This is a genomic window from Mesorhizobium humile (assembly GCF_033977215.1).
GTDB lineage: Bacteria > Pseudomonadota > Alphaproteobacteria > Rhizobiales > Rhizobiaceae > Mesorhizobium > Mesorhizobium humile.
On record NZ_JAVIIV010000003.1, the window covers coordinates 1 to 22,980 of the forward strand.

At 61.2% G+C, this 22,980-nt stretch carries 17 protein-coding genes; 2 read left to right on the top strand and 15 right to left on the bottom strand.

Annotation, left to right across the window (positions count from 1 at the left end; all coding sequences use genetic code 11):
- Positions 1-474 precede the first annotated feature (474 nt).
- The 9 genes from RFM52_RS05410 to RFM52_RS05450 form a co-directional block, all read right to left on the bottom strand.
- A complete protein-coding gene (locus RFM52_RS05410) occupies positions 475-705 on the bottom strand; it encodes a hypothetical protein (RefSeq protein WP_320327835.1) in 231 nt (76 codons plus the stop codon).
- Positions 706-1,314: 609 nt separating this feature from the next.
- Positions 1,315-2,676, bottom strand: coding sequence for an HlyD family type I secretion periplasmic adaptor subunit (locus RFM52_RS05415; protein WP_320294483.1), 1,362 nt, complete (start codon positions 2,674-2,676; stop codon positions 1,315-1,317).
- An 11-nt stretch (positions 2,677-2,687) separates the two neighbouring features.
- Positions 2,688-4,439 (bottom strand): type I secretion system permease/ATPase, encoded by a 1,752-nt coding sequence (locus RFM52_RS05420; RefSeq protein WP_320294484.1) that lies wholly within the window; start codon positions 4,437-4,439, stop codon positions 2,688-2,690.
- A gap of 365 nt (positions 4,440-4,804) precedes the next feature.
- Positions 4,805-6,067, bottom strand: coding sequence for a polysaccharide biosynthesis/export family protein (locus tag RFM52_RS05425; RefSeq protein WP_320294485.1), 1,263 nt, complete (start codon positions 6,065-6,067; stop codon positions 4,805-4,807).
- The gene (locus RFM52_RS05430) at positions 6,054-7,325 is read right to left on the bottom strand and encodes a hypothetical protein (protein WP_320294486.1); all 1,272 of its coding nucleotides are present in this window, start codon (positions 7,323-7,325) and stop codon (positions 6,054-6,056) included. The genes RFM52_RS05425 and RFM52_RS05430 overlap by 14 nt, the downstream gene beginning before the upstream one ends.
- Positions 7,322-8,326 carry an SDR family NAD(P)-dependent oxidoreductase gene (locus RFM52_RS05435; RefSeq protein WP_320294487.1) on the bottom strand — a complete coding sequence of 335 codons (1,005 nt, stop codon included), beginning with the start codon at positions 8,324-8,326 and terminating at the stop codon, positions 7,322-7,324. The genes RFM52_RS05430 and RFM52_RS05435 overlap by 4 nt, the downstream gene beginning before the upstream one ends.
- Before the next feature lie 2 nt (positions 8,327-8,328).
- Entirely contained in the window at positions 8,329-9,060 is a 732-nt protein-coding gene (locus RFM52_RS05440) for a sugar transferase (RefSeq protein WP_320294488.1), read from the bottom strand.
- On the bottom strand, positions 9,057-10,193 hold the full coding sequence (locus tag RFM52_RS05445) for a DegT/DnrJ/EryC1/StrS family aminotransferase (RefSeq protein WP_320294489.1): 1,137 nt from the start codon (positions 10,191-10,193) through the stop codon (positions 9,057-9,059). The genes RFM52_RS05440 and RFM52_RS05445 overlap by 4 nt, the downstream gene beginning before the upstream one ends.
- A 37-nt stretch (positions 10,194-10,230) precedes the next feature.
- The gene (locus tag RFM52_RS05450) at positions 10,231-10,953 is read right to left on the bottom strand and encodes a nucleotidyltransferase family protein (protein WP_320294490.1); all 723 of its coding nucleotides are present in this window, start codon (positions 10,951-10,953) and stop codon (positions 10,231-10,233) included.
- A 462-nt stretch (positions 10,954-11,415) separates the two neighbouring features.
- Between RFM52_RS05450 and RFM52_RS05455 the strand changes: the two genes are divergently transcribed.
- Positions 11,416-12,093, top strand: a complete 678-nt coding sequence (locus RFM52_RS05455) for a response regulator transcription factor (RefSeq protein WP_320327836.1) — start codon at positions 11,416-11,418, stop codon at positions 12,091-12,093.
- Here the strand turns inward: RFM52_RS05455 and RFM52_RS05460 are convergent.
- The gene (locus tag RFM52_RS05460; RefSeq protein WP_320294492.1) at positions 12,090-13,820 is read right to left on the bottom strand and encodes a PAS domain S-box protein; all 1,731 of its coding nucleotides are present in this window, start codon (positions 13,818-13,820) and stop codon (positions 12,090-12,092) included. The two genes, RFM52_RS05455 and RFM52_RS05460, sit on opposite strands and share 4 nt — an antisense overlap.
- 426 nt (positions 13,821-14,246) lie before the next feature.
- Here RFM52_RS05460 and RFM52_RS05465 point away from each other — a divergent pair, with 426 nt between their 5' ends.
- On the top strand, positions 14,247-14,771 hold the full coding sequence (locus RFM52_RS05465) for a helix-turn-helix transcriptional regulator (protein ID WP_320294493.1): 525 nt from the start codon (positions 14,247-14,249) through the stop codon (positions 14,769-14,771).
- A gap of 45 nt (positions 14,772-14,816) precedes the next feature.
- Here RFM52_RS05465 and RFM52_RS05470 read toward each other — a convergent pair whose 3' ends face one another.
- The 5 genes from RFM52_RS05470 to asnB all read right to left on the bottom strand — a co-directional run bounded on the left by RFM52_RS05470 (position 14,817) and on the right by asnB (position 22,979).
- Complete coding sequence (locus tag RFM52_RS05470) at positions 14,817-16,430, bottom strand: nucleoside/nucleotide kinase family protein (RefSeq protein WP_320294494.1); 1,614 nt, start codon at positions 16,428-16,430, stop codon at positions 14,817-14,819.
- Positions 16,431-16,434: 4 nt separating this feature from the next.
- Positions 16,435-17,778: a lipopolysaccharide biosynthesis protein gene (locus tag RFM52_RS05475; RefSeq protein ID WP_320295016.1), complete on the bottom strand. Its 1,344-nt coding sequence runs from the start codon at positions 17,776-17,778 to the stop codon at positions 16,435-16,437.
- Between the two features lie 119 nt (positions 17,779-17,897).
- A complete protein-coding gene (locus RFM52_RS05480; protein ID WP_320294495.1) occupies positions 17,898-18,692 on the bottom strand; it encodes a nucleoside/nucleotide kinase family protein in 795 nt (264 codons plus the stop codon).
- 56 nt (positions 18,693-18,748) lie between these two features.
- Positions 18,749-20,893, bottom strand: coding sequence for a GumC family protein (locus RFM52_RS05485; RefSeq protein ID WP_320294496.1), 2,145 nt, complete (start codon positions 20,891-20,893; stop codon positions 18,749-18,751).
- An 88-nt stretch (positions 20,894-20,981) separates the two neighbouring features.
- The gene (gene asnB / locus RFM52_RS05490) at positions 20,982-22,979 is read right to left on the bottom strand and encodes an asparagine synthase (glutamine-hydrolyzing) (protein ID WP_320294497.1); all 1,998 of its coding nucleotides are present in this window, start codon (positions 22,977-22,979) and stop codon (positions 20,982-20,984) included.
- Between the last annotated feature and the right edge of the window lies 1 nt (position 22,980).

The following is a 22,980-nucleotide window of genomic DNA, read 5'->3' on the forward strand; positions in this document are numbered from 1 at the left end:
CCGACGGCGAGCGCATTGTGCGGCGGATCGCTCGAAGTGTCCGAAATGCCGGAGAATTGAGTGGTGATCTGAGACGAACTGGTCATTCGGAACCCCGATCCGTAAGGGATGGATCACCGCCGGCGGCAATCATGTGGACGTCAATCCGATCCTCGCGAGATCGGACAACGCTTCCCCAGGTGTAAATGCGGGAAGCTTTCCGGCTCGAGTGAACCGAAGCAACGCTCCGGTTCTTGTCGCGAACTGGATTCGTATTGACGTAATGTTTCGGAATAGATCGGAGCACTGTAACGTGCACCCTCCATTCGAATGATGCAGGTACAGGTCGGCCGGCGCTTCTCTCGAAAATCTTGCGCAGTGCGCTGCAGATGCCTGCGACCTGCGCACAAATTCGTCGGCGTCCAACGTCGTGGCGCCCCGCATGGCGCCTGATCCGATCGTCGATAGAAACGCCAGGCTTGCCGGCGTAGAGGATCACTTGCCGGGGGAGAGGAGGCGCCTTGAATCCCGGCAATCCCTCAATGCCGCCGCTAGCACGGTGCAATCGATCTCCTCGGTGAAGGAAATCCGCAATTCTGCCTTCGCCAGCAGAAACTGCTGGCGAAGTGACTTAAGCCTGGCCGCCTTGGCGGCGCGCTCGGCGCATTCAGCTTCGAGGATCGCCAGTGTGGATTGGCCAAACTCTTCATGTCGCTGTCCGCGCATCCATCGACCTCACGAAATTGTCCGGGTGGTCTCCGACTATATATCGGCGTTCTGCACCCCCGAGCCAATCTTGCGTTCAGCAGATCAGGCAGACTTCCGCCTGTCACCCTTCGTTGTGATGAAGACAGTCAAGCGTGACAGGTCCATTGACCAGGGGGAGACGCTAGGCTTGCCGTGACCCGGTGAAAGGCCGGGCGTACAAGCATCGTGTTCGTTCGAATGATGCCGAGCCGACGACACGCGCGCATACTTGCCGCAGCCGGCGACCCAACAGGTCCCATGCCCCGCCGGTTAGGCCCGGTGGCTAACTGAGTACCCCCCGAAGAGCCGCCGGGCCGCTCGATTACCAAGCATGATGCCGAGAAGTGAAGCGGTTTTCGGACGACATCATGCTCTATCCTTTGATTTAGAGGCGGATGATTTCAGGTCGATTCGACCTGACACCAGCGCGCTGTGTTCGAAGCCCGGCTTGCAGCGGCAAACGTTGTTTCGGGTTCATCCGCGGCAGGCCGGGTGCGGGTTCGAACGCCTCGGCACAAAGAACGCCGCCGATCCACATCGATCACGGCAATCAGCGCCTTGTGCCCTCTATCCGAATGGTCTCCTACGCTATTGGCGAAAGGCCCGGGACATCTGATCGGTTAGAGGCTTGAGCAGGTAGGACCAGACGCTGCGCTGATCAGTGCTTATGTGGACTTCGGCCGGCATCCCGGGTTTGAGCACCTTTGTTTCCGTCAGGCAGTCCGCCTTGTTTTCGACGCTGATACGCGCCGAGAAATACGAGAGCTGATGCTGCGGATCCTTGATCAGGTCCGCCGAAACGCGCCGAACGGAGCCCTGGCAGGCGGGTGTGGTGCCGGCATCGAAAGCCGGGAAGCGTATCGAGACAGGCTGACCGGGGCGAACGTCATCGATCCGCGATGGGGGGATGAGCGCGTCCAGCACCAGGTCGTCGGCATCGGGAACGACCATCATGAGCACTTCCCCGGCGCCGACCACGCCGCCAATCGTGTGGACTGAAGATTCCTGTATTGTCCCCGACTGCGGGGCGCGGATGGTCGTCTTGGTAAGCTCGTCCTGCGCCACAACTCGGCGCTCGTTGAGCTCGGTCAGCTTGGCTTCAGTCTCGCGGAGTTCGCTCGTCACGTCGCTGCGCTTTTGCTCGTCCAGTTGCAGGATCTGCAGCTCGGTTTCGCTGACTTTGGCTTCGGCCTCCGCAACCGCGGCGGCGAGGCGCCCGGCCTCGCCACGGGACCGTGTCGCCTCCAACCTGACGTTGCTCAATCGCTCCTTGGGCACCAGCTTCTTCAAGTAGAGCGCTTCGACGTCGGCCCGATCCTTGTCAAGGAGGACCACCGAATCGTCCGTCGCGGCTTTCTGCGCCTTGAGCCCGTCGATCTGATTTTGCAGCTGCTGCGAGCGGCTTTGCAGTTGCGCCTTTTGACCTGTCAAGGCAGCGGCGCGGCTTTCGAACAGGGCTTGCTCGCCCTTGACGAGCCCGGCCAGTTCGGGATTGTCCATTTCGGCCTGAAGAGAGGCCGGAAGCTTCATATCCGGCGCCCCCTGGCGCTCGGCCTCCAGTCGAGCGAGGCGAACGGTCGCGCGATCGAGATCTCCGTTGATTATCTGCAGGTTTGCCCGCGTGAGCGTATCGTCCAGTCTGACCAGCACATCGCCGGCCCGCACATGATCGCCGTCCTGCGCGAAGATTCCGCCAATGGTGCCGCCAGTCTGATGCTGGACCTTCTTGATGTTGCTCTCGACAACCACGGTGGCCGGCGCGATCACTGCGCCGGCGATCTTCGTGAGCCCGAGCCAGAGTCCTGCGCCAACGAACAGCAGGACCGTTACCGCAAAACCCAATCGCAGATTGGCGCGGATGCCGTCAGAAGCGTCGAGTGGTCTCGTTGCCTCCGCCCATTCGCTCGCGCCGGCCGTCAGGCTATTCTGCCAAGCTGCCGCCTCAGCCATGATGCGCAGCCTCACGCATGTCCGCTCACGCCCTTCGGTGACGGGACGACCGAACTAGGACGCTCTCCAGGTGGGACGGACCGGATCACGTTCGCCAACACGTCCTCGCGCGAGCCGAAGGAGTGCAGCATGCCGTTGGACATCACCAGAACCTGATCGATGTTGGCGAGGGCGGAGGGGCGATGCGCAATAACGATGACAATACCCCCGCGCTGGCGCACCGACAGGATCGCCGCAGCCAGGGCGGCGTCGCCGTCCACGTCCAGGTTCGAATTCGGTTCGTCCAGCACGACGAGAAACGGATTGCCATAAAGCGCCCTGGCGAGTCCCACGAGCTGCCTCTGCCCGGCGGACAGAGCCGCGCCTCCGTCTCCCACGCGTGTTTGAAAGCCTTCCGACAGACGCATGATCATTTTGTCGGCTCCAGCGGCCCTGGCAGCAGCCAGTACACCCTTGGCGTCTCCCTTGCCGCCGAACCGCGAGATGTTGTCGGCAACCGTTCCATCGAACAGTTCGATGTCCTGCGGCAGATAGCCGATGTGGGCGCCGAGCTGCTCCGGGCTCCATTGATCGAGCGAAGCCCCATCCAGTCTTACTGTGCCACGAAGCGGGCTCCAGACCCCGACCAAGGCTCGCGCGAGCGTGGTTTTCCCAGAGCCGCTTGGGCCGATGACGGCCATTCCCGCGCCTCTCGTCAGATCGAAGCCGACGTTCATCACGGTCGGCTTCAGTTGGCCCGGCGGTGCTATGGTCAGCTCCTCGACCGCAAGCATGGCTTGGGGGCGCGGCAGTTCCATCGGCTCGACATGGCCACCGAAAGCGGTCAGAGCAGCCGTCAGTTGAGCATAGCTCTGCCGGAAGGACACGAACCCTCTCCAGTTCGCGATCGCCGCGTCGACCGGCGCCAGCGAGCGGCCGAGGAGTATGGAGGATGCGATGATGACTCCGGGCGAGGCTTCGCCACCGATCACGAGATAGGCGCCGAGCCCTAGAACGGAAGACTGCAAAGCCATTCTGAGCGCCCTCGACAGCGAGCCGGTGGCGCCGACGATATCGGAGAGCCGCTCCTGGTGGGTGAGATAGGCATGACTGATCTCGTTCCACCGCCAGCCGAGTCGCCTGGAAAGGCCCATGGCTCGCACGACCTCCGCGTTGCGGCGTCCAGAATCGGCAAGGCTGCGTTGTGCCAGAAGTGTTTCAGAGGCGCGAGCGGCCGGTCCGCGCCCGAGGATTTCGGCGACCACCGTCAGTAGCACGACGAGGAGAGCACCGACCGTCGCCAGCATGCCGAGGGAAGGATGCAGCAAATAGATGACGACCAGGTAGAACGGCATCCAGGGAGCGTCGAAGACGACTGTGGGTCCCAACCCGGAAAGAAAGCCGCGCAATTGATCGAGATCACGAAGCGGCTGCACACGGCTCGCGTCCTGCCCTTTGATCAGAGGCAGGGAAAGCGAGAGGGCAAAGACCTTGGGCTGCAGCTTTCGGTGAAGGCGGCTGCCTGTTCGAACCAGCAGCCGAAGCCGCACGAAATCGAGCAGGCCATACACGGCGTAGAGACCGAGCATGCCGATCGTGAATCCGACAAGTGTCGGAACGCTCTGCGACGGCAGAACGCGATCGTAGACCTGAAGCATATAGATGGAGCCGGTCAGCGAGAGGATGTTTATGACCGCCGAGAACAGGCCGACGCCGACCAGCCCGGGTACACAGCTCAACATCGCCTTATGCAGATCGGACGCGCGCCTTTCCGTTGGCTTCATGATCTGCTGTCTTCCACGCCAAAGCGCGGAGCGATCTCATTGGCTCTGCCGATGATGATGGACAACCTGGACCTTCCTGGAGCAGCCTTGCTCCCCCTCCTCGTCGAACATTCATCCCCACTAATATGTGTCCCTCTTTGCAAAATGCAGCAAAATCGTGACGCCGCTCTCGAGGGGGACCGAAACCAGCCCATCAAGTTGGGGATAGAGTGTCGCACGAACGGAATTTTGCGGGGGAGAGGGATAGGAGCCGAAGGAGGTTCCGGGTCGAGTCGATACGACGAACCGTGATGGATGTGGCGACGCGGGCGCGCGTCAGACGGCGCGCATCACTTGAAATCTTCTGTCGGCTGAACCGCGCCGCGTCATTGGATGGCACTGCTTTCGAGTTCGCTTGCGAACTTGACCTCTACGGTGTCGCCGGGCGCCACGGCGGCGTCTTCATCGACAGGCAGCTTTCGCCATTCAGCACCGACTTTGCGAACGATGATCACCTGGGCCTGGATCGTTTCACCGGCTATCGGCAGGGGATGCGCAGATGCTCCACTCGGCTGCAATTTCTGGCTGGCGGCGTGAAGCTTCGCGGTGAGTTCCACCAGCGACGCGTCGGTTTCCTTCAATTCGGTCAGCAAACCAATCGTTCTTTGGTTGTCGCCGTGTTCACGCTGCCTGGCGTAGTCCTCCTGCTGGTGGCGCGTCCGCATCAGCTCGACCGACGTTTGCAGGGCTCCGCTGGACGACAGGAGCAAGGCGCGCCGGACGTCGGCCAATCTGTTGTTTGTCAGATTGCCTGCCTCGTACAACTTGGTCACCCGCGCCAGGTCCTGTTCGTCCGCCTTCACCCCTTCGGTCTCGACCTCCTGGCGCTTTGCAAGCACGGCGACTTCGGCAGCGGCGTCTTTCTCAGCCTTGTCAAGGAACCGCTGCTCCTGCTGATAATCGCCGAGCGCTATCTTGAGCGCCTGTCCCTCGGCCTGGGCGATAGCCGCGCCGATGCTGTCCGGCAAGGGCGAGCCTTGCGGCACCTGGGTATCGAAGCTGTCCTTGTTCGCCAATTCGGCCCGGATGCGGGCACCGTGAAAGTAGGCCTTGGTGTATTCCCCCCAAAGGGATTCATAGTCGCGCCGCAAATCCACCGGATCGGGGCCGGCCTGACTGGTCCTAGAACGTAAGAGGCTGTATCCGCCGGCCACCGCAACTGCCTGTCGCACGGTCATCATCGGACGGTAGGCCTGCTGTCCGGGAGTAAGCACGTCACCGGTCACATAAACAGGGCGATAGTCGGCGACGATGGCGGTCACATCGTCCGGCTTGATGATGACGGTCTGCTCCCCTCCGTCGGACAGGCGTATATGGAAGATCTTCGTCGGCAAGATCGTTGCCATGCGGGTCTGTAGTTCGGCCGAGGTGAGGCCGACGACAGAAATCACCCCGACTTCGGGAAGCGCGATCGTGCCGTCCATCTGGACCACTGCTCGGCGCGGCCAGTCGGGAACCGAGGCAACCGCAACCTCGACCGTGTCGCCGGGAGAAAGCCGATAAAGGCCCACCATATCCGCAGCTACGGCCATCTGAGCTGCACAGAACGCGGCGATCGACGCGAGCGCAATTCTGCTAATGGGCACCATTTGCGGCAACCTCTGTTTGGTTCGAAAACCTCTCCCGAGGCCAATCGAGGTGAGCGACGAAATCGTAGACTGGACCGCCAGGCACCCCCCAATTGCTCGACCAAACCACCTGCGAACCATCAGGCGATGGTGAGGCATGGGTCTCGCTCCAGTAGTCGAATGGAGTGTTCCGTGTCTGGACGATGGGCCGAACTTCCCCGCTCCCGTCTATACGCAGAGCGATAACCTCGCGCGCATAGGGCGCCCAATCCGGATGACTGGCGACCTGGTCCGGGTTTCCGCCGTAGCTCAGGAATACCCAGCCGGGCATGCCAAGGGATCTGAGCGAAGCATGTTGAGCTTCGCCATACTTCATCAGAGGGGTGACTTTTCCGTCGGACAGCCGTCGCTTGATCACCTGATACTTGTCCGGGTCCGATTTGCTTATCCCGACATAGACTTCGCTGCCGTCGGCATCGACCGTCATATCGCCATGGCCGGGTCGATGATGCTCGGGCCATGTTTGGCGCAAGGCTCCGTCCACGGTGAAAATGAAAGCCTGCTCGACACCGTCTTTGAGTGTCTGAAAGCAAAGAATGCTTGTTCCCAAGGGGGAGATCGAGCAGGCGTTGTTGGTCCCGGCAATTTGGGCAAGATCGATGTCCGCGAACTTCCGCCGCTGCTTCAGGTCGAAGGCGAAGGCGACCTGGTGGCCATCCTTGCGGGTGGCTCGCACCGCAATGCGGGTCCCGTCGAGACTCGGATTGCCTTTATACGGTCCGAATTGGAGCCCGGCGTAGTCCGTCGAAGCGAATTGGATTTCCTCGCGATCGACGCGTGGCGCCCAGGTCGAAATCTTCTGGTCGTGAACGCAGATCATCAGCTCGGGATCGCGCGGATGCCATTCGCATTCGGTGGATCGATCGCGATGAAAAAGCGGAGCAAACGTCCGCCCATCGAGAAAGCACATGCCGCCGCAGCCATTGGTTAGGACAAGTAGGCTCTGGTCCGAATTCCAAGCCTGCGAGCTTGAGTAACGATGGCTGCAATATTTGTCGCCGCAAACGACACCTGCGCCGAGGTCGCCGGGCTTGGTGATACGGGTGAGGACAGTCCCGAACGCCGGATCCTTTGTCTGCTGCAGGTAGTTGGGCAACTCCATCGGCGCTGTCGCAAGGAGCTGTGCCGCCGCGCCATTGTCGTGCCATTCGGCCGTCCACAGGGCCAATGACATGACCCCGCCCATCACCACCAGCGCTCGCCGGAGAAGTAGCGTCATATCATGTAGTCCTTCTCGCGGCGCACGCGTCCCTCATTTAGGCGCGCGCGCCACCAGTCGATGGTCAGCTCAAGTCCATCGCGCAAACTGGTCTGCGCTCGCCATCCGGTCTCGCCTGCGAAGCGCGTGCAGTCCGCGAGCAGCGCGCGGACTTCCGAATTCTGCGGCCGCAAGCGACTTTCGTCGCGACGGACGGGTTTTTTCGAACCACTCAACTCGAGCACCAGATCGAGCACCTCGGAGATGGTCGAGGCGCGCTGGCTGCCGGCGTTGTAGGGACGACCAAATTCGAGCTCGGCTGTGCCGGCGGTCAGGAATGCCGACGCCGTGTCTTCGACAAAGGTGAGATCGCGGATCGGGCTTGTGTCTCCGACCATTATCGCCGGACAATCTGGATCAAGGGCCTGCCGTATGATGGTCGGCACGATTGCGCGCTCACTCTGGCGCGGGCCATAAGTATTGAAAGGTCGCATGATGACGACGGGGACATCGAAGGACCTGGCATAGGCCTCCGCCATCATGTCGGCTCCGATCTTGGAAGCCGAGTAAGGCGACTGTCCCTGCAGAGGATGGGTCTCGCTGATCGGCATAGTCAGTGCCGTGCCGTAAACCTCGCTGGTGGACGTTTGCACCACGCGCTCCGTCTCCCAATGGCGCGCGGCCTCGAGCACATTGACCGTGCCCAGAATATTGGTCTCCACATAGGATTGCGCGGCGGCGTACGAGTATGGAATGGCAATCAGAGCCGCCAAATGAAACACGATGGCCTGGCCGCGTGTAATCCGGTTGAGCAACGCGCTGTCACGAACGTCGCCGCGGACCAGCTTCAGCTGGTTTCGAACGCTTTCCGGGAGGTCGTCCAGCCAGCCATGGCTATCGAAGGAATTGTAGAGAGCCAGCGCGGTGACATCGGCGCCGTTGCGAACCAATGCCTCTGTGAGGTGCGATCCGATAAATCCATCGGCACCGGTGACCAGGACTTTCTTCCCCGTGTAAGCCATAGTCAGGCCTTTCCTCTCCGACCTAGCGGGGCCGGCCCTCGGATATTGCGGCGTGCGACTACGAAGCTCTCACCGCCTGGCGGTGCCGGATAAAGGACCGCCCGCAGGGAGCGAAACATCCAGACGATGTCCGAGGCGATCGAGCGTTCCGGATAGTAGGAGAGATCGATCCTCGCCTTGGCGGGAAACAGGATTTCTCGATAAAACAGCACCGGATCCAGGTTCTGCGGATAGAGATGGGCTTCGTGCCTGAAGAGGGCCTGCGTTGGACCAAGCAAGCCAGGCCGGTATTGCAGCAAAGCCTCGAAGCCCCCAAGGAAACAATCAGCAAAGGCAAGGCTTTCGGGTCGCGGCCCGACAATCGCCATGTCGCCCTTCAGGACATTCCACAGTTGGGGCAGCTCATCGAATTTGGTGTCGGCGAGCAGCTTTCCTATCAGCGTCATGCGGCTGTCGCCGGCGACGGTCAGCGGAACGCCGCCCGGGCTGCACCGCGCGGCGAATTTCCGGAATTTGTACATGCGGAATGGTCGGCCGCCCGCCCCGACGCGGGTCTGAACAAACAGGAAGGGCCAGCCGCTTTCCAGCATCAAGGCGACGGCGATCACCAGCATTAGCGGTGCCAACATTGCACCCGCCATCGTAGCCACGGCGAGATCGATTGACCGCCTTGTGAACCCGTGGCTGGGGCAGGGACTGAAATATCGATGCAGCGAAAGGTCCGAAGCGTTCATGCCGCTGTTCCTGCTTGGCTGGAGCTGTCGAGTGAGCTTGCCAGGGCAGCCACCACGGCCTCGACCGCGGAAGACGTGATCTGGGGATGCAATGGAATCGTGAGTTCGCGCTGGGCAAAGTCTTCCGTGAGCGGCAGGTGGATGCCGGGGAAACGCTCGCGATAGAGTGTCATCCAATGCAGGGGAGGGTAGTGGATGGTGGTCTGTATTCCCTGAGCTCGCAGTTCGTCGATTACGTGTTGCCGCCTGGCAAAGCGCGGCAGAATGATTGGCATGATGTGGTAGGCGGACGTTCGGGGCTGGCTGAACGGGACTGTCACAGCCGGGCAATGGCTTGCGATGAGGCGCCGGTACAGCACGGCCAGGATACGCCTTATCTCGTTCCACTCCTGCAGGTTCTGGAGCTGGACCAGGCCGATCGCCGCTCTCATCTCGTCCATGCGGTAGTTGAACCCGAGCATGGTCACGTCATACTGCGGCGTGCGGCTGTTCAACCGCTGGTGCGTTCCCGAGGTCATCCCATGGCCGCGGGCCAGTCGGATTTTCTCGCGCAGATCGGGGTCGCGGGCAATGACGGCCCCCCCTTCCGCCGTCGTCATGTTCTTGTTGCCATAGAAACTGAATGCGGCGGCGGCGCCGAATGTCCCAACTTCCTTTAAGCCGGGCGCATGTGCGGCATCCTCAATGATGTGTAGCCCGCGCGCACGGGCGAACCTCTGCCATTGTTCGCGATTGGCAAGGTAGCCCGCAAAATGAACGAGGATGACCGCCTTCGTGCGCGGCGTGCAACGCGCCTCTGCTTCGGCGAGTGACATCAATGGGACGTCGATCGACTCAATGTCGACGAAGACCGGTGTCGCCCCGACATATAGCACCGCATTCGCGGTCGCCACGAAGGTCAGCGACGGAACCAGCACTTCGTCCCCCGGGCCGATCCCGAGCGCGTGCAGGATCAGATGAAGCGCGGCGGTGCAAGAGCTGACCGCAACGCAATCCTCCGCGCCATGGACATCCGCAAAGGCCCGCTCGAAGGCCTGCACCCGCTCCCCCATCGTCAGCCAACCGCTGTCGATCACCTTCGATAGCGCAGCCTTCTCCGGTACGCCCAGGATCGGGGCACTCACCAAGAGCATCGTGACCTCCCCGGCCGTTCGCCTAGGACGACTGTTTTCACGCGGCCACTGCAGCGACCTCTACCGAGGACGACTGCTCTTCCCACGAGATCGATTGTGCATTCTGGAAGTCGTCGACGCGGCCGATATCGAGCCAGAGACCCTCGTGCTTGTACACATGCACGACCGTGCCTGCCTGCATCATCTGCAGCATGAGATCGTCAAAACCAAATGGCACACCTGAGGGGATGAACGGCAAGACACTTGGGTCCATGCAGTATATCCCCATGCTTACAAGATTGGATAGCGTCGGTTTCTCGCGAAATACCTGAACGATATTGTCTGTTTCATCTATGACGCCGAAATCCATCTTGATCAAGCGGCAGGCGGTAGCGATCGTTACCGGGTCTTTATGCTTGCGATGCGCCGCCACAAACCGACTGAGACTAAGATCTGTAAGGACGTCGCCATTGAGGACGAGAAACGGCTCGGTCAACTCGTCCCTGATCAAGGACAGCGGGCCGATGGTTCCGAGCGGCTCTATTTCCTGGGTATACCGAATCTTCAGGTTCCACTGGGAGCCGTCGCCGCAGACGCTGCGGATCAGGTGTCCGAGGTATCCGGTAGTGATGTAGACGTCTTCTATGCCGTTACGTCGCAACCACTTCAGGAGCAACTCCAGAACGGGGCGCGCGCCGATCGGCATGAGCGGCTTCGGCAAGACCGATGTGAAGGGACGAAGGCGGGTTCCCATTCCACCGCATTGAATCACCGCTTTCATCCTATCCTCCCAGGTTCATCTGGCTCCTTCGTCATGCGCTGGCCGGCGAGCAACGTCGCAAGCCAGCTGGAGAGTGTCCGAAGTCTCCCCTCCCAAGCGTCAGAAGAGCGCGTCATGGATGCTATGACCGCTCGAACCGAGTGTCGTCGTGCGTTCGAATGGTTGTCGTCGTGCATTTGAATGGTAGTCGTCCGGCATTGCGGGTGTCCCGCGGCTGAGAGGTTTGAGGGTGGGGCCGCAAACTCCCGCTGCTCTATGACGACTAAGTGATAGGCAACGCGTTCAAATTAGGATTATATTAGTAATGTGACGTTCGTGGGCGAGGGACAACGCGGACCTCGCTGGGGTGTGACGATTAGTGGTCGGCCACGAATTTAGCTTATCACGGTTGGCACATCTCACGATGATGGAGTGTGGCGGGCTGGTAGGAGTATGCTCGCCGACAAGCGTTGGGGTAGGGAAATGCATCGGATCGTCATCGCCGACGATCACGGATTGTATCGCCGTGGCCTTCGACTGGCTCTGACCGCGGGCATTCCGGGCGCCGAGATATTCGACGCGGCGTGTTTCGACGCCGTGATCGGCCTCTTGGAGCAACAGGCATCAATCGATCTTGCGATCCTTGACCTGAACATGCCGGGCCTCTTCGATCAGGAGATTCTCGGCGATGTTATGTCTGCCTACCCCAATACGCATTTCGCAATCGTTTCGGCCGACGATTCACGCGCGGAGATACTCAAAGCCCTTTCGATCGGGCTGTACGGCTACATCGTAAAATCGCAAAAGGACGAGGAAGTCGTGCTGGCTGTGAACGAGATGCTCGCGGGTCGCATCTATGTTCCGGCACTTCTTTCGCGCACGTCTGCCGGGCACGGTCAGCAGGCGCATGCGTTCACGGAGAGATTCGCGGCCAGGCGGCGCGACGGTATCGGCGGCCTCGCAAAGTTGACGTCGCGACAGAAGGAAGTTCTCAAGTTGATGGCAGAAGGGTACTCGAACAAGGAAATTGCCCGCAATTTGGAGATTGCCGAAGCGACGACGAAAATCCACGCAGCGGCCATCATGCGCGAGCTTGGGGTTCGAAACCGGACCGAAGCGGCCGTTTTGCTGCAAAGCTGGCTTGCGAACAACGAAGGTTAGAGTTCAATTTCTTTCCGCGACAGCCGCAACGAATATCGGAACCCGCGCTCCGATATCTCCAATTTCGGCGAATGACCGACCAGCGGCGCCCCGTCCACACCGATTATCATCGAACCGAAACCATGACGTACGATGCCCGCGAGCTTCCGCTGCCCCGATTCCACCCAATCGAACACAACGTCGCCACCTGCGTCAGCTGACGCGAAGCTCCACGTCACTTCGACGCGGCCCTCGGTATCGCCTAGCGCGCCATGCTTTACTGAATTGGTCGTCAACTCGTGAAGAACCATGGCAAAGCTCTCGGCGGCCCCGGCGGGCATTACCAGCGATGGCCCGACGATTCTTATGTCTCTTGTTTCTGCAAAAGGCTGAAGCTCCTGAGAGACGAGATCGTGGAGCATCCCGGAAGTGCTCGAGCGGCGCGATAGGAGCAGATGCGTCGCCTCCAGGGTTCTGATCCGATCGATCAGCATCTCCTTGTACTTGGCGATGTCGTTGCCGGGAACATTGATCATCTTCACCAGGGCGGTGATCACCGGAAACAGATTGCTGAAGCGATGGCGCTCTTCGCGCATGGTGCGTTCGCGTTTCTTCGCGGCTGCGCGCAGAAGCGTTGTTTGCCGACGCTCGGTGAGGTCGGCCGCCACCCCGATGTATAGCGAACGATCATCGTATTTTTCCTTGCGTCCGCGCAGGGCGATCCAGCGCACATGCTCGTCCTGCCGCCGAACACGAATTTCGATATCGTAGTTCGCTGTCGTTGAGGGTTTCATCGAACCTGCGAGCTTGGGCCAATCAGCTGGGTCAACCACAGCAGAAAGGTCCTCCAGGCGAGCGGTGGGACCAACTGGCAGGCCGAGAATGTCCCAGAACTTGCCAGAGCCAGTGACTGTCCCGTCCCTGAAATCCATTCGCCACGTGCCCATGCGACCGGCAGACAGAGCGAGATCAAGCCATTCCTTCTGCGCCCGCAGGGCCTCGCGTGCAGTTCGTCGCTCCGAAATGTCATCGATCACAATGAACACGCTGTCGGCGAAAACTTCATCATGCGGGGACGAAGAAAGAGTCAGGCGGGCCCAGAATGTCTTGCCATCTTTGCGCAACAGGCGAACCTCTGCACCGAATGCAGCGGCGTCGCTACCAAGATCTCTCAGAAACCCCTGCACCTCGTCCCGGTCATCAGGGTGAATGAGTTCCTCAATCTGCAACTGGGCAAGTTCCAACGTCTCGTAACCTGTCAACTCGCACAGGCGTTCGTTCGCTTGCAGCAACTCGCCGCGTCGATTGCTGCTTGCAAAGCCCATGGCGGCCCGCTCGAAAGCCCATCGATAGCGGCTCTCCGTTTCCTGCACGGCCGCCAGCCTCGCCTCAGCAATCCTGAGTGCTTCACTCAGCTCGGTTCGCAAGCGGTGGAATATCGTCGCAATTACCCCGCCCGAGACCAGGAGCAGGATGGCGCGGGTCAAATCCTCGTAGGAAATCTGGGAATTCAGTGCTTGCCGGGCCCAAAGCCCTGTCGCCGCCATCACAAGCGTCGCGGCGATCGCGGCCGACCGACCTTCGAGGTATACGATGATGATAATCGCGGGAATGAACGAGATAAAAGCTCCGTCTTGCCCGACATGTATAGAATTGGTTGCTTCGAATACTATTGAAACTGCCAGAATCACTGCGGAAGCTACGTGAGCTAGCGGTGTCCCCGGCACCGTCGAATTCAGCCAGCGCAAATATGAGCCCATGCAACAGACTACAACTTTAGGACTAGTCCGTCGAGACTAGACCGTTCGGAGGCGGCTTAGTACCGCCGTGGGATTGCCACGCTTTAGCCGGCGAATAGAATCATACGGGTTGCGACCGGCCACGACCCTGTCGCAGACATATCAGACACGTCGAAATTCAAGTCAGGGGAATTCATCTGGATCAAACAAGCATAAGTAACCGCAAGTAATTGCGGAGACTGTGTGCAGGTAGGGCGGGGTACAAAAATGGCTCTGATTGGAAGGCACACCGACGCGGTTGCCGGCGGACGGTACATCGTGCTGAAAAACGCATATGCGCGGCAATCCCAGACGACGTATCCAACATGCGCCACGGACCGGTCCGAAGAGCCGGCCGGCAGGTCGCAACGTCGGAGTCTGGAGTCCATCACCGGCATGCTCGAGCGCATCGGGTGCGGCTATCTGGTGCTCAACAGCGAGAGGAAGGTGATCGAGTGGAATGCGGCCGCTCGAGCCACGATTGAACGACAGGGCGACGCTGCCGAAACGGCAAGTGCGCTTTCGGCCGGACTGAGACGTCTGGTTGCAAACGTACCGGTACATTTCCTGCCAGGTTCACTCTCATGGGTCGTGATCCGAAACCTTGGCGATAACCCAGTGGTGCTGGATGAAATTGGTGTGGTCGCACATGACGGAACCTGCATCGTCGCATTGCTGGATCGCGAAAACAGGACTGCGGCCAATCCTCAGACGCTGCAGCGCATGTTCGGTTTGACGAGTGCCGAGACGCACCTTGCGTTGCGCTTGGCTCAAGGTGATGCGCCTTTGGAAATCGCACGGAGCTGGCACCTCAGCCGCACGACGATCCGCTCCCAACTTGCATCCTTGTTCGCCAAGACTGAGACGAAGCGGCAGGCGGAACTGGTGGCTCTTCTCGGACGCATTTCGGTCTTGCCGTGAGGGCATGCCATCATCCGACGATCTGCCGGATGATTCACGATGCAATCAAAGCAACTGCCAGATCGCAGCCTTGGCCGAACGGATGACGTCGGCCAACGGCTGCCCGGCGTCGAGGCTCACCACCGCGGCGCCGCCGAAGGTCAGTTGCTGCAAGGCCGGCACCCGCCGTCGAATGACCAGCGGATCCATATCCGGCTCGCGTGACATGATGACTTCGGGAGTGGTCTGCAGCTTGATTACGAGATCTGGCGGCAGACGGCGGGCAAGCGCGTATGCGTTGGCTTCGAAGCGCCGGAGCCAGGCCGGAATCTTGGCCAATCGGGGCAACAGTGGAGCGTCGTTGAACTCCGCGATCTGATCCTGGGGGAACCTGTCGGTGATAACGACCATTCCACGATCCGCGCCACGACGCGCGGCCAGTAGTTTATTACGCTTTTCGACCGCGACGATGCTTGCCCAGACCGCAAGCAGGGCACTGTAGAAAGGCCCCGGTGGGCGATCCGAGATGCCGCCGTGCGAACTGCCCGCGGGCTTAGTCCCAAGCGCCCAGGAGGCCATCGGCACTAGCAATTTGAATGGCAGCAGCAGCAGCGATGGCCTGCCGCCGCCGGTGCCGAAATATATTGGGAGTACATCGACTTCCGCCCCGAGCCATTGACGGATTGCCGTCGTCACCGTTGTTTTTCCGCTGCCGTCGATGCCAACCAATGCTACCACGATGCCACCGCCAGGTGCACGGCGGCTCCAGGGTCGTGGAATGTGCACGAACCGCTTGTTCAGACCGCCGGCGATCCACAGGATTGCGCGCCCGATACCGCGCACAAGGGCGTCGACACTGTTGTAGGTTCGGTACGCCGCCAGTTCCTTGCGGATCCGGGCTTGAAGACGATGCTGGGCCGCAAAGGGCTGCGCCGCGAACAGTGCCTCGGCAATCGCTTCCGCGACGTCCTCTTTCACTAGTCTTGCTGCCTGGTCGCGGAGACTGCGGCGATCGACCTGCGGCGCCAAGTGCAACCGATCAAGTTCGAACTTTTCCTGCGCACTTTGCCAGTTGCGAAGCACGATCGGATCTCGCCGCCGCAATTCGAGGCTGCCCCGCACCAGCAGGAGCAATGCTTCGCTCGTCGGATCCAGCATCCTGATGGGCAATGTCGGGTGTGGGATCGCCGAGGCCAGGATGAGCTGTTCCCAGGGAAGCTGATAGTTTCTCAGCAGGGGCTGGCCGACGACGAGGCGAAAGTGAAGATGGAGATGGACGATACGGCCGCTAGGATCGTCATAGCCGAGAAAACTCTGAACTGCAGGATGGCCATGGCAATTTGCGGATTCGAAACGCTTGAAGCCGCAGGCAAGCATGGCTTGGGTGGCGCGATGCTGATCGGAGCGCGCAACAAGCAGATCGAAGTCGGATTCGCCCGACAGGACAGCCTGAAGGCGCCGGCTGCTCTTCCAGTAGCAGCATTCCACGTCGCTTTGCCGCAAGGCGTTGAGCACCACGAGCAAGATGTTCAGAATCCGCGGCTCCACAGCCGGTACGGCACCGGCATTTTCCATCTGGCCGCCTTGGGCTGCCGATGGAGATTCGGGCTCCAGTCGCGGAACGCGGGTAGCCTGATGACCAATAGACATCATTGCGTCGAACTCCACGGTTGGAGACATGCCGCTATCCCCAGCGAGCTCTGAATTGCCCCACCCTGAGGGCCGAGGTGGCAAAGATCAGACCGGGGACGATGTTCAGTCGTTTGCGGATATAGATTGCCATTCCGAGGTTCCACACGACCAGTGCGAGCGTGAAGCCTACCGCCGCTCCAATCGAGCCGTCGAGCGCAATGCCGACGGCACAAGCGGCGACATTGGCCACTGCGCCGCTGACCATCGTCGCGGCGGCGGCCCATTCATGCCCGGTCATTGTGAGAAGGTTCAACTGAGGTCCGCAGAAGGCGCTGCAAAGGTAACCCATGATCAGGATGCGTGCTATGGGCGCCCCTGCGGCGAAATCCTCCCCGAACCAGCCCAGGAGAGGTTCGATGACCACAAACAATGGCACGGCCAACGCAAGCGCTCCGCTGAAGCTCAAGACCGCGGCTCTGGAAAACAACCGCTGCAGGCTCTGATGATCCTTGCGGGCATGAAGATCCGCTGCGGTTGGCGAAAACATCGTGCTGACCGCCACGCTTGAAAGGCCGACCAGCAGCGCAACGTTCAGCGCCAGGGCAAAAATGCCGGCATCATGTACCCGGCCGGTCCAACCCAGAAGCATAACACCCGTCCGGCTTACGAAGGCATCAAGCCCGGTGATCAGCATGGTTGGAGGGATTGCAGACCGCCACCGGCGCCAGGTAAAGCTCGCCTGCGCGGTCAGCAGGTCCGCCGGCCGCATCTTTATTGCTGTAACGAGCACAAGCAATACGGTAACGGCCGAGCTGGTGACGACCGCCGTCATCGCGAGCCGGGCATCCAAAGTCACCCAACCTGAAAATGCCGCGCCGGCCAACAAGGCCAAGAGCAGCCCGTCGCGCGCCACGCGCTCAGGCAAAAGCGCCGATACCACGCCTCCAAAGGCGCGAACCAGCGTGGCACCCAGCGCATAGGCCGTCATCAGCGGCACGGCCGCCATGGCAAGCAGCATCGCTGTCTGAAGTTCCCCGTGAAGCCGCCTCGAGAAGACGACAAGGCCGGCTCCGGTCAGTCCTGCCAGTACGGCCGCCGTGAGCGACCACCACAGCGCGACGATGATGACTCCGCGTGCGAGGTCCGAACGCCCGGCTGCCCTGTACTCCGGCACGAAGCGCAACAGCGACAGGTTGAAGCCGAGCGTCGATAGGGTGGCGAGCACCATGCTCCAGGCCAATGCATATGAGTAGATGCCGTAGCTCGTCGCGCCGACCATGCGCGCGATTCCAAGCTGTGCGATGCTGGTAAGCCCAGCGCCGCTGACATAGACCAGAAGGGCGAAGATGCTGGCAAGCATCAGACGCTGGCCGACATCGTGGCGCCGGGGAGACATCGCGGCCAAGGCCGTAGCCTTGGCCGCGGCAGAGATCGGCGGGACGTCGGCTACCGCACTGGCCGCACGGCGTCCGAGCTGACGCCTTTTCGAACCTGTGCCTAAGTCCGGCGCGCTGGTCACAACACTGCCTTTCCTGTCGACTGGGTTCCGCCTTGCCACTGGTTGGCGGGATGAAGTCCGGTCCGCGACAACTGCGCCAGAATTTCCTCTTCCACCAAGCGAAGGTCGATTGCAGTCGACTCTTGGTCGACTGCGTGAACCGAAAGGATGCTTTGGTCCCCGCGCTGGACAACATTGCCAATTTTGTCGAAGACGTCGAAAGCGTTCATGTTGCCAGCGACATCGACCTCAAAAAGCCGCTCCGCCGCCGGTTCGAGCCTCATTCTCGCCTGCAGCCGCGCTTCCACGATATCGCGCGGTACGACCAGTCGAATCACGAGGTCGGCCGGGGGGGCAAAAAAAAGCGCTTGCGCGATCATCCGGTCGTCCGTGGTGTCGTTAAACATAGCCAAGGACCCGATTGCCTGGACGAAGCCTTGATCGAATATCGTTACGTCTGTCGATTCTTGCGACTGCTTCCAGCAGAGTGACAGGCGAACAATATATTGCCACATTCGAACCCGCCAGATAATTTGCTTAGGCGGAATAATTCTTATCAATTTATTGCTCAATCTAACTCCGTTGTTTTCATATGCAGACGGCAGAAATGCTACACATAGCGCGAAAATAGCTGAGGAAATTCTAGTAATTACCGAGATCACCCCAAAACGATCCCAGCTATCGCCTTTATTACGGGGTTGATAACAAAGAATAACCCTGGCTGCCCAACCTCGATCGCGCAGGCGGCCGGCGAGGCTATGTGCAAGGGTTGATTTGCCGGACCCTGGCGGTCCGAAAAATTCGATGATCATGCCAATTCAATCCGCAGATCGAGGTGTCGTGGCCTGGCCCTATTGCAATTGTTCCTTCATTCCCGATCAGGTTCGGCTGCGCCAGCGGCCGGCAACAAAAGACCGGCGCTGTCTCCGAACCGGTAGCCGGCGTGCTGCTTGAGATTCACCTGCGTCAGAACGCTGACGAGGGATGCGGGCAAATTCCAGGGGAGGTCCTCGACGCCGATGAACTCGACGACGCTGCGCGCTATGTCCCGCGGCGTCTTGCCCCAACGCACCGCCAGAAGCACCGCGTCCGCCCAACTGCTCAGCAATCTCGCTTCCGGCCTCGCCAGCCCGGATGGGCCGTTCAGGACCACGAGAGTGTATTTCTCACGCAAGCTGTCCATGACCTTTGCCCCGTCCACCGTTGATACGAGGTGGAGCAGGTCGTTCGAAATCGGCGGCGCAGGCATGAAGTCGATATGGATTTCCGCCATGTCTTCCACCGTTTCGGGCAAAGAGCGGTTGCCGACAAGGAAGCTGGCCACGGAACTGCCGTTTCTGGACGTGCTGAATTCGGTCCGAAACGCGCGCGTGATGTGCTTTTCCTGCTGATCGAAGTCTACGAAAAGCACCCGTTCGCCAAGCCGGGTCGCGGTCAGTGCGAGGCTCCATGCAAGCACAGTCTTGTCCTCGTCCTCGTCACTCGGAAGTATCAGAATGACGCCGGGCCGGCGCAGCCTTGCTTTGGCCAGGGAAATCAGCAGCGAACCGACCGCTCGTGTGTAAGGAGCCCGGTGCTGCCCCAGCAGCAGGCTGCAAAGCTGCCTCGCGCCTGGCCGGGCGACCTTTGGAAGAAGACCTGCGCATGGGATCTCCAGCGCAGCCTCGGCTTCAGCTTCGCTGCGCAGGGTTCTGTCGAAGTACCGCCATGCGAGTGCGAAAACGGCGGTGGCGAGGCCGAAAACGATCATCCCCGGCGGAACCAGAAAGACCGGCGACAGCGTCACCGGGCGCATCGGCGGCCGCGCCTCGGATAGGACGGCGACGTCCGGCCGGGGGAATTTGATGCGCTGTTGCAGATCCTGCTGGCGGGCCAACAATTCATTGTAGCGCTGAGAGATGACGTCGACCTTCAATTCGAGCGCGTGCAAGCCTGAAAGGTGGCCTGCGACGTCGGCCGCCGCGGCTTTGAGAGCGTCGCTCTGTTCCTGCAGCGACGCTATCTGGCCCAGGTAGACCTGCCGCTCGGCATCCAACCGGGCGATCTGCCCGTCGATCTCGTTTGTCGAGGGAGTGCCGGTAGCGGCCGTGCCCGTGGCAGGGTCAATGGTCGCAGGCGCCCCGGTTGCCTCGGCCGAATCCTGAGCCTGCACGCCGCTTGTGCGCGGGCCGCGAGCCCGTTGGAGCCGCGTCTCGACCTCGGCCAGGCTTGCCTTGACCAAGGACATCTGCCGTCCAAGACCAGCGATCTCGCGACCGCCGTCGTCGGGGCTTCCTCGGTCGGAAGCGCCGTTGGTGAGCCGATATGTTTGCAACTGCTCGGTGGCTCGCCCCAGTTCGTCCTGCATTTCAGGCAAGCGGGAGGCGATCAAGGCGAGTTCGTGCTGATCCGAGGCGCGGTTCTGCAGTGCAATCATCCCGATGTAGACGCCGGCCACCGCGTTGACGACCTGCGCGGCCCGCACCGGGTCGCGGTCGGTGAAAGCGATGCCGATGATCCGGGAGCGGAGCTCCTGGCCGACTCTCAGGCCGTCCTTCAGCGCCTTGAGCGCCGCCGCGTCCGCTGTTTCCGAGGTTGCGGCCGCATCCTGTCGGCCACCGGACCAGGCCCAGGACAAGAGACTGCTCGCCGACGCCTGCGTCTTCTGCGCCATGAAGTGAATGATACCGCGCATGGAATTCGGCTCGATTGCGGCCGGGACCGGGCGCGTGCGAGGGTGATCGGCATCCGCCGCGCGCAGAGCCATCAGCACATTCCTCAAATGCGCTTCCGATGAAAGCACAGTCAGGTGGCCATCGACGGTCGCAGCCAGCATATCCTGTGGCGCGCTCGCGGCGGGACCAGGGCTGCCGGGCAGGTCCACGATCATTTGTGTGCTCGCCTCATAGAGGGGAGGGCGCATCATCCCGACAAATCCGGCCAGGACGCCGCCTAGAATGGCCATGCCGAGGATGGGCCATTTCTGCCTCCAAACGGTCACCAGCACCTGCTGCAAGGGTGTCGGATCGTTCATCTTTTCGAGGGCCAGCCGCCGTGGCCTGGCGTCGTGCGTTGGCGCCGCCGCCGGCTTCGGCCTTAGAAGTTGAACTTGGTTGACCATCTCAATCACCCTGCAGCGCGTATTCTTGAGACCGGCTTGCGTCGGATGCGATCGACCGGGCCGCCTGGCTGCGCCACGCCTCGAACATCAAGACTGGCCACAGATCGCGGGCGCGGTCCTGCTTGCCGTCGAGATGATCCCGCCAGCAGGCGTCCACTTTGGCAAAGTCGAGTAGCCCGGCGCCGGACAGACGCGCGTCGGCAATCAAGTCCGAGGCCCACATGCGAAGGGGTCCTCTCAGCCAGGCGCCAACCGGAACGTCGAAGCCCTGCTTCGGCCGATCAATCATCTGCCGCGGCAAATAGCGGCCCAGCAGGTGGCGAAGGATCCACTTGCCCTTGCCGTTCCGAACCTTGGTGCCAGCCGGCAGGCGCCACGCAAATTCAACGACGCGATGGTCAAGGATCGGACACCGACCCTCGAGGCCGTTGGCCATGCTGGCGCGGTCGAGCTTGACCAAAATATCGCCGGGCAAATAGCCGGCCATGTCGTCAAGCAGGAGACGAGACAACAGGTCATCGGGCCGCGGCAAGCCGGAGCTCGGCATGGTTAGCCGACGACGGGCCAGGGTCCCGGTCGAAGGGCTCGTCAGCCGTTGCAGCAGGTCATCCTCGCTCGCTGCTTCGAGCAGACTTGTGAGGCGATGCAAGCGATCGCTTCGCAGCGCATGCCGCAAGCCCGTCGGCAGCGGCAGGCGCCCGACCAGATCGTGGAGCGAAGCCCGGGCAAGCAGACCCGTACCTGCGGCTATCGCTCGGCGAAGCGGTGACGGGAAGTGCTGCTGGCGCGTCAGGCGGCTCACCAGGAAATGCCTGGAGTAGCCGGCGAAGCACTCGTCGCCGCCGTCACCCGACAGAGCCACCGTAACGTGCCGGCGGGCGAGGCGCGACACGAGCAGCGACGGAATCTGCGATTCATCGCCGAACGGCTCGTCCCAGATCCGCGGCAGTTCCGGTATGACCTCCCGCGCCACGGCGGCGGACAGGTGAAGCTCGGAGTGATCCGTGCCCAGGAAGTTCGCCACGGTCGCGGCATGCGGAGCTTCGTCGAACCCTCCTTCGTCGAAAGCGATGGTGAAAGTTCGCACCGGCTTCATGGATTGCGCCTGCATGAGGGCGACGACAGTCGAGCTGTCTATGCCGCCCGACAGGAAGGCGCCAAGCGGCACATCCGCAATCATTCGTTCGCGCACTGCGAGGCGAAGCAGGCGGTCCAGCTCGGTTGTGAGGTCCTCGTCGCTGCCGATGGCCGGCTCCCGCTGCCCTGCACATGCAATTTCGGCGAGCGACCACCAGTGCCGAACGCGTTGGGCAAGGGCACCGACGCTGCGCGCATTGGCAAGATCCGCCAAATTCACCGACATGGTCGAACCAGGCGGCAGCTTGAACGCCGCTCGCCAGATACAATAGCCGTCCGGCACCCATCCTTTCGACAGCATCATCGTCGCCGCGTCTTCATCCAGCTCCGCGCGGAAGCCGGGGAAACAGGTGATCGCCTTCAGTTCCGAGGCAAAGACTAGCGCTTCGTGTGTCAGGCCGACATAGAGCGGCTTCTTGCCCATCCGGTCGCGGACGAGGTGCAGCGTCCGGGTTTGCATATCCCACAGCCCGAACGCGAACATGCCGGCAAAACGTCGAACAGCTGCGTCGAGACCCCACTTCTCGATCGCGCACAGCATGACTTCGGTATCGCCGGTGCCACGGAAGGAACCGCCCGCCGCTTCAAGCTCACGGCGCAGATCGCAGAAGTTGTATATCTCGCCATTGAAGGTGATGACATACCGGCCGCTTGCCGAACGCATCGGTTGGCCGCCCGTCTCCGACAGATCGACGATCGCCAGTCGCCGGTGGCCCAGCGCAACGCCTGCCTGGCGGTCGATCCAGAATCCTTCCCCGTCCGGTCCGCGCTGGCGAAGGGCCGTTGTCATCGGCCCGATCGCCCTGAGCGGCTTCGTATCGAGGGCATGGGGAGCAAGAAGAATTCCGGCAATCCCGCACATC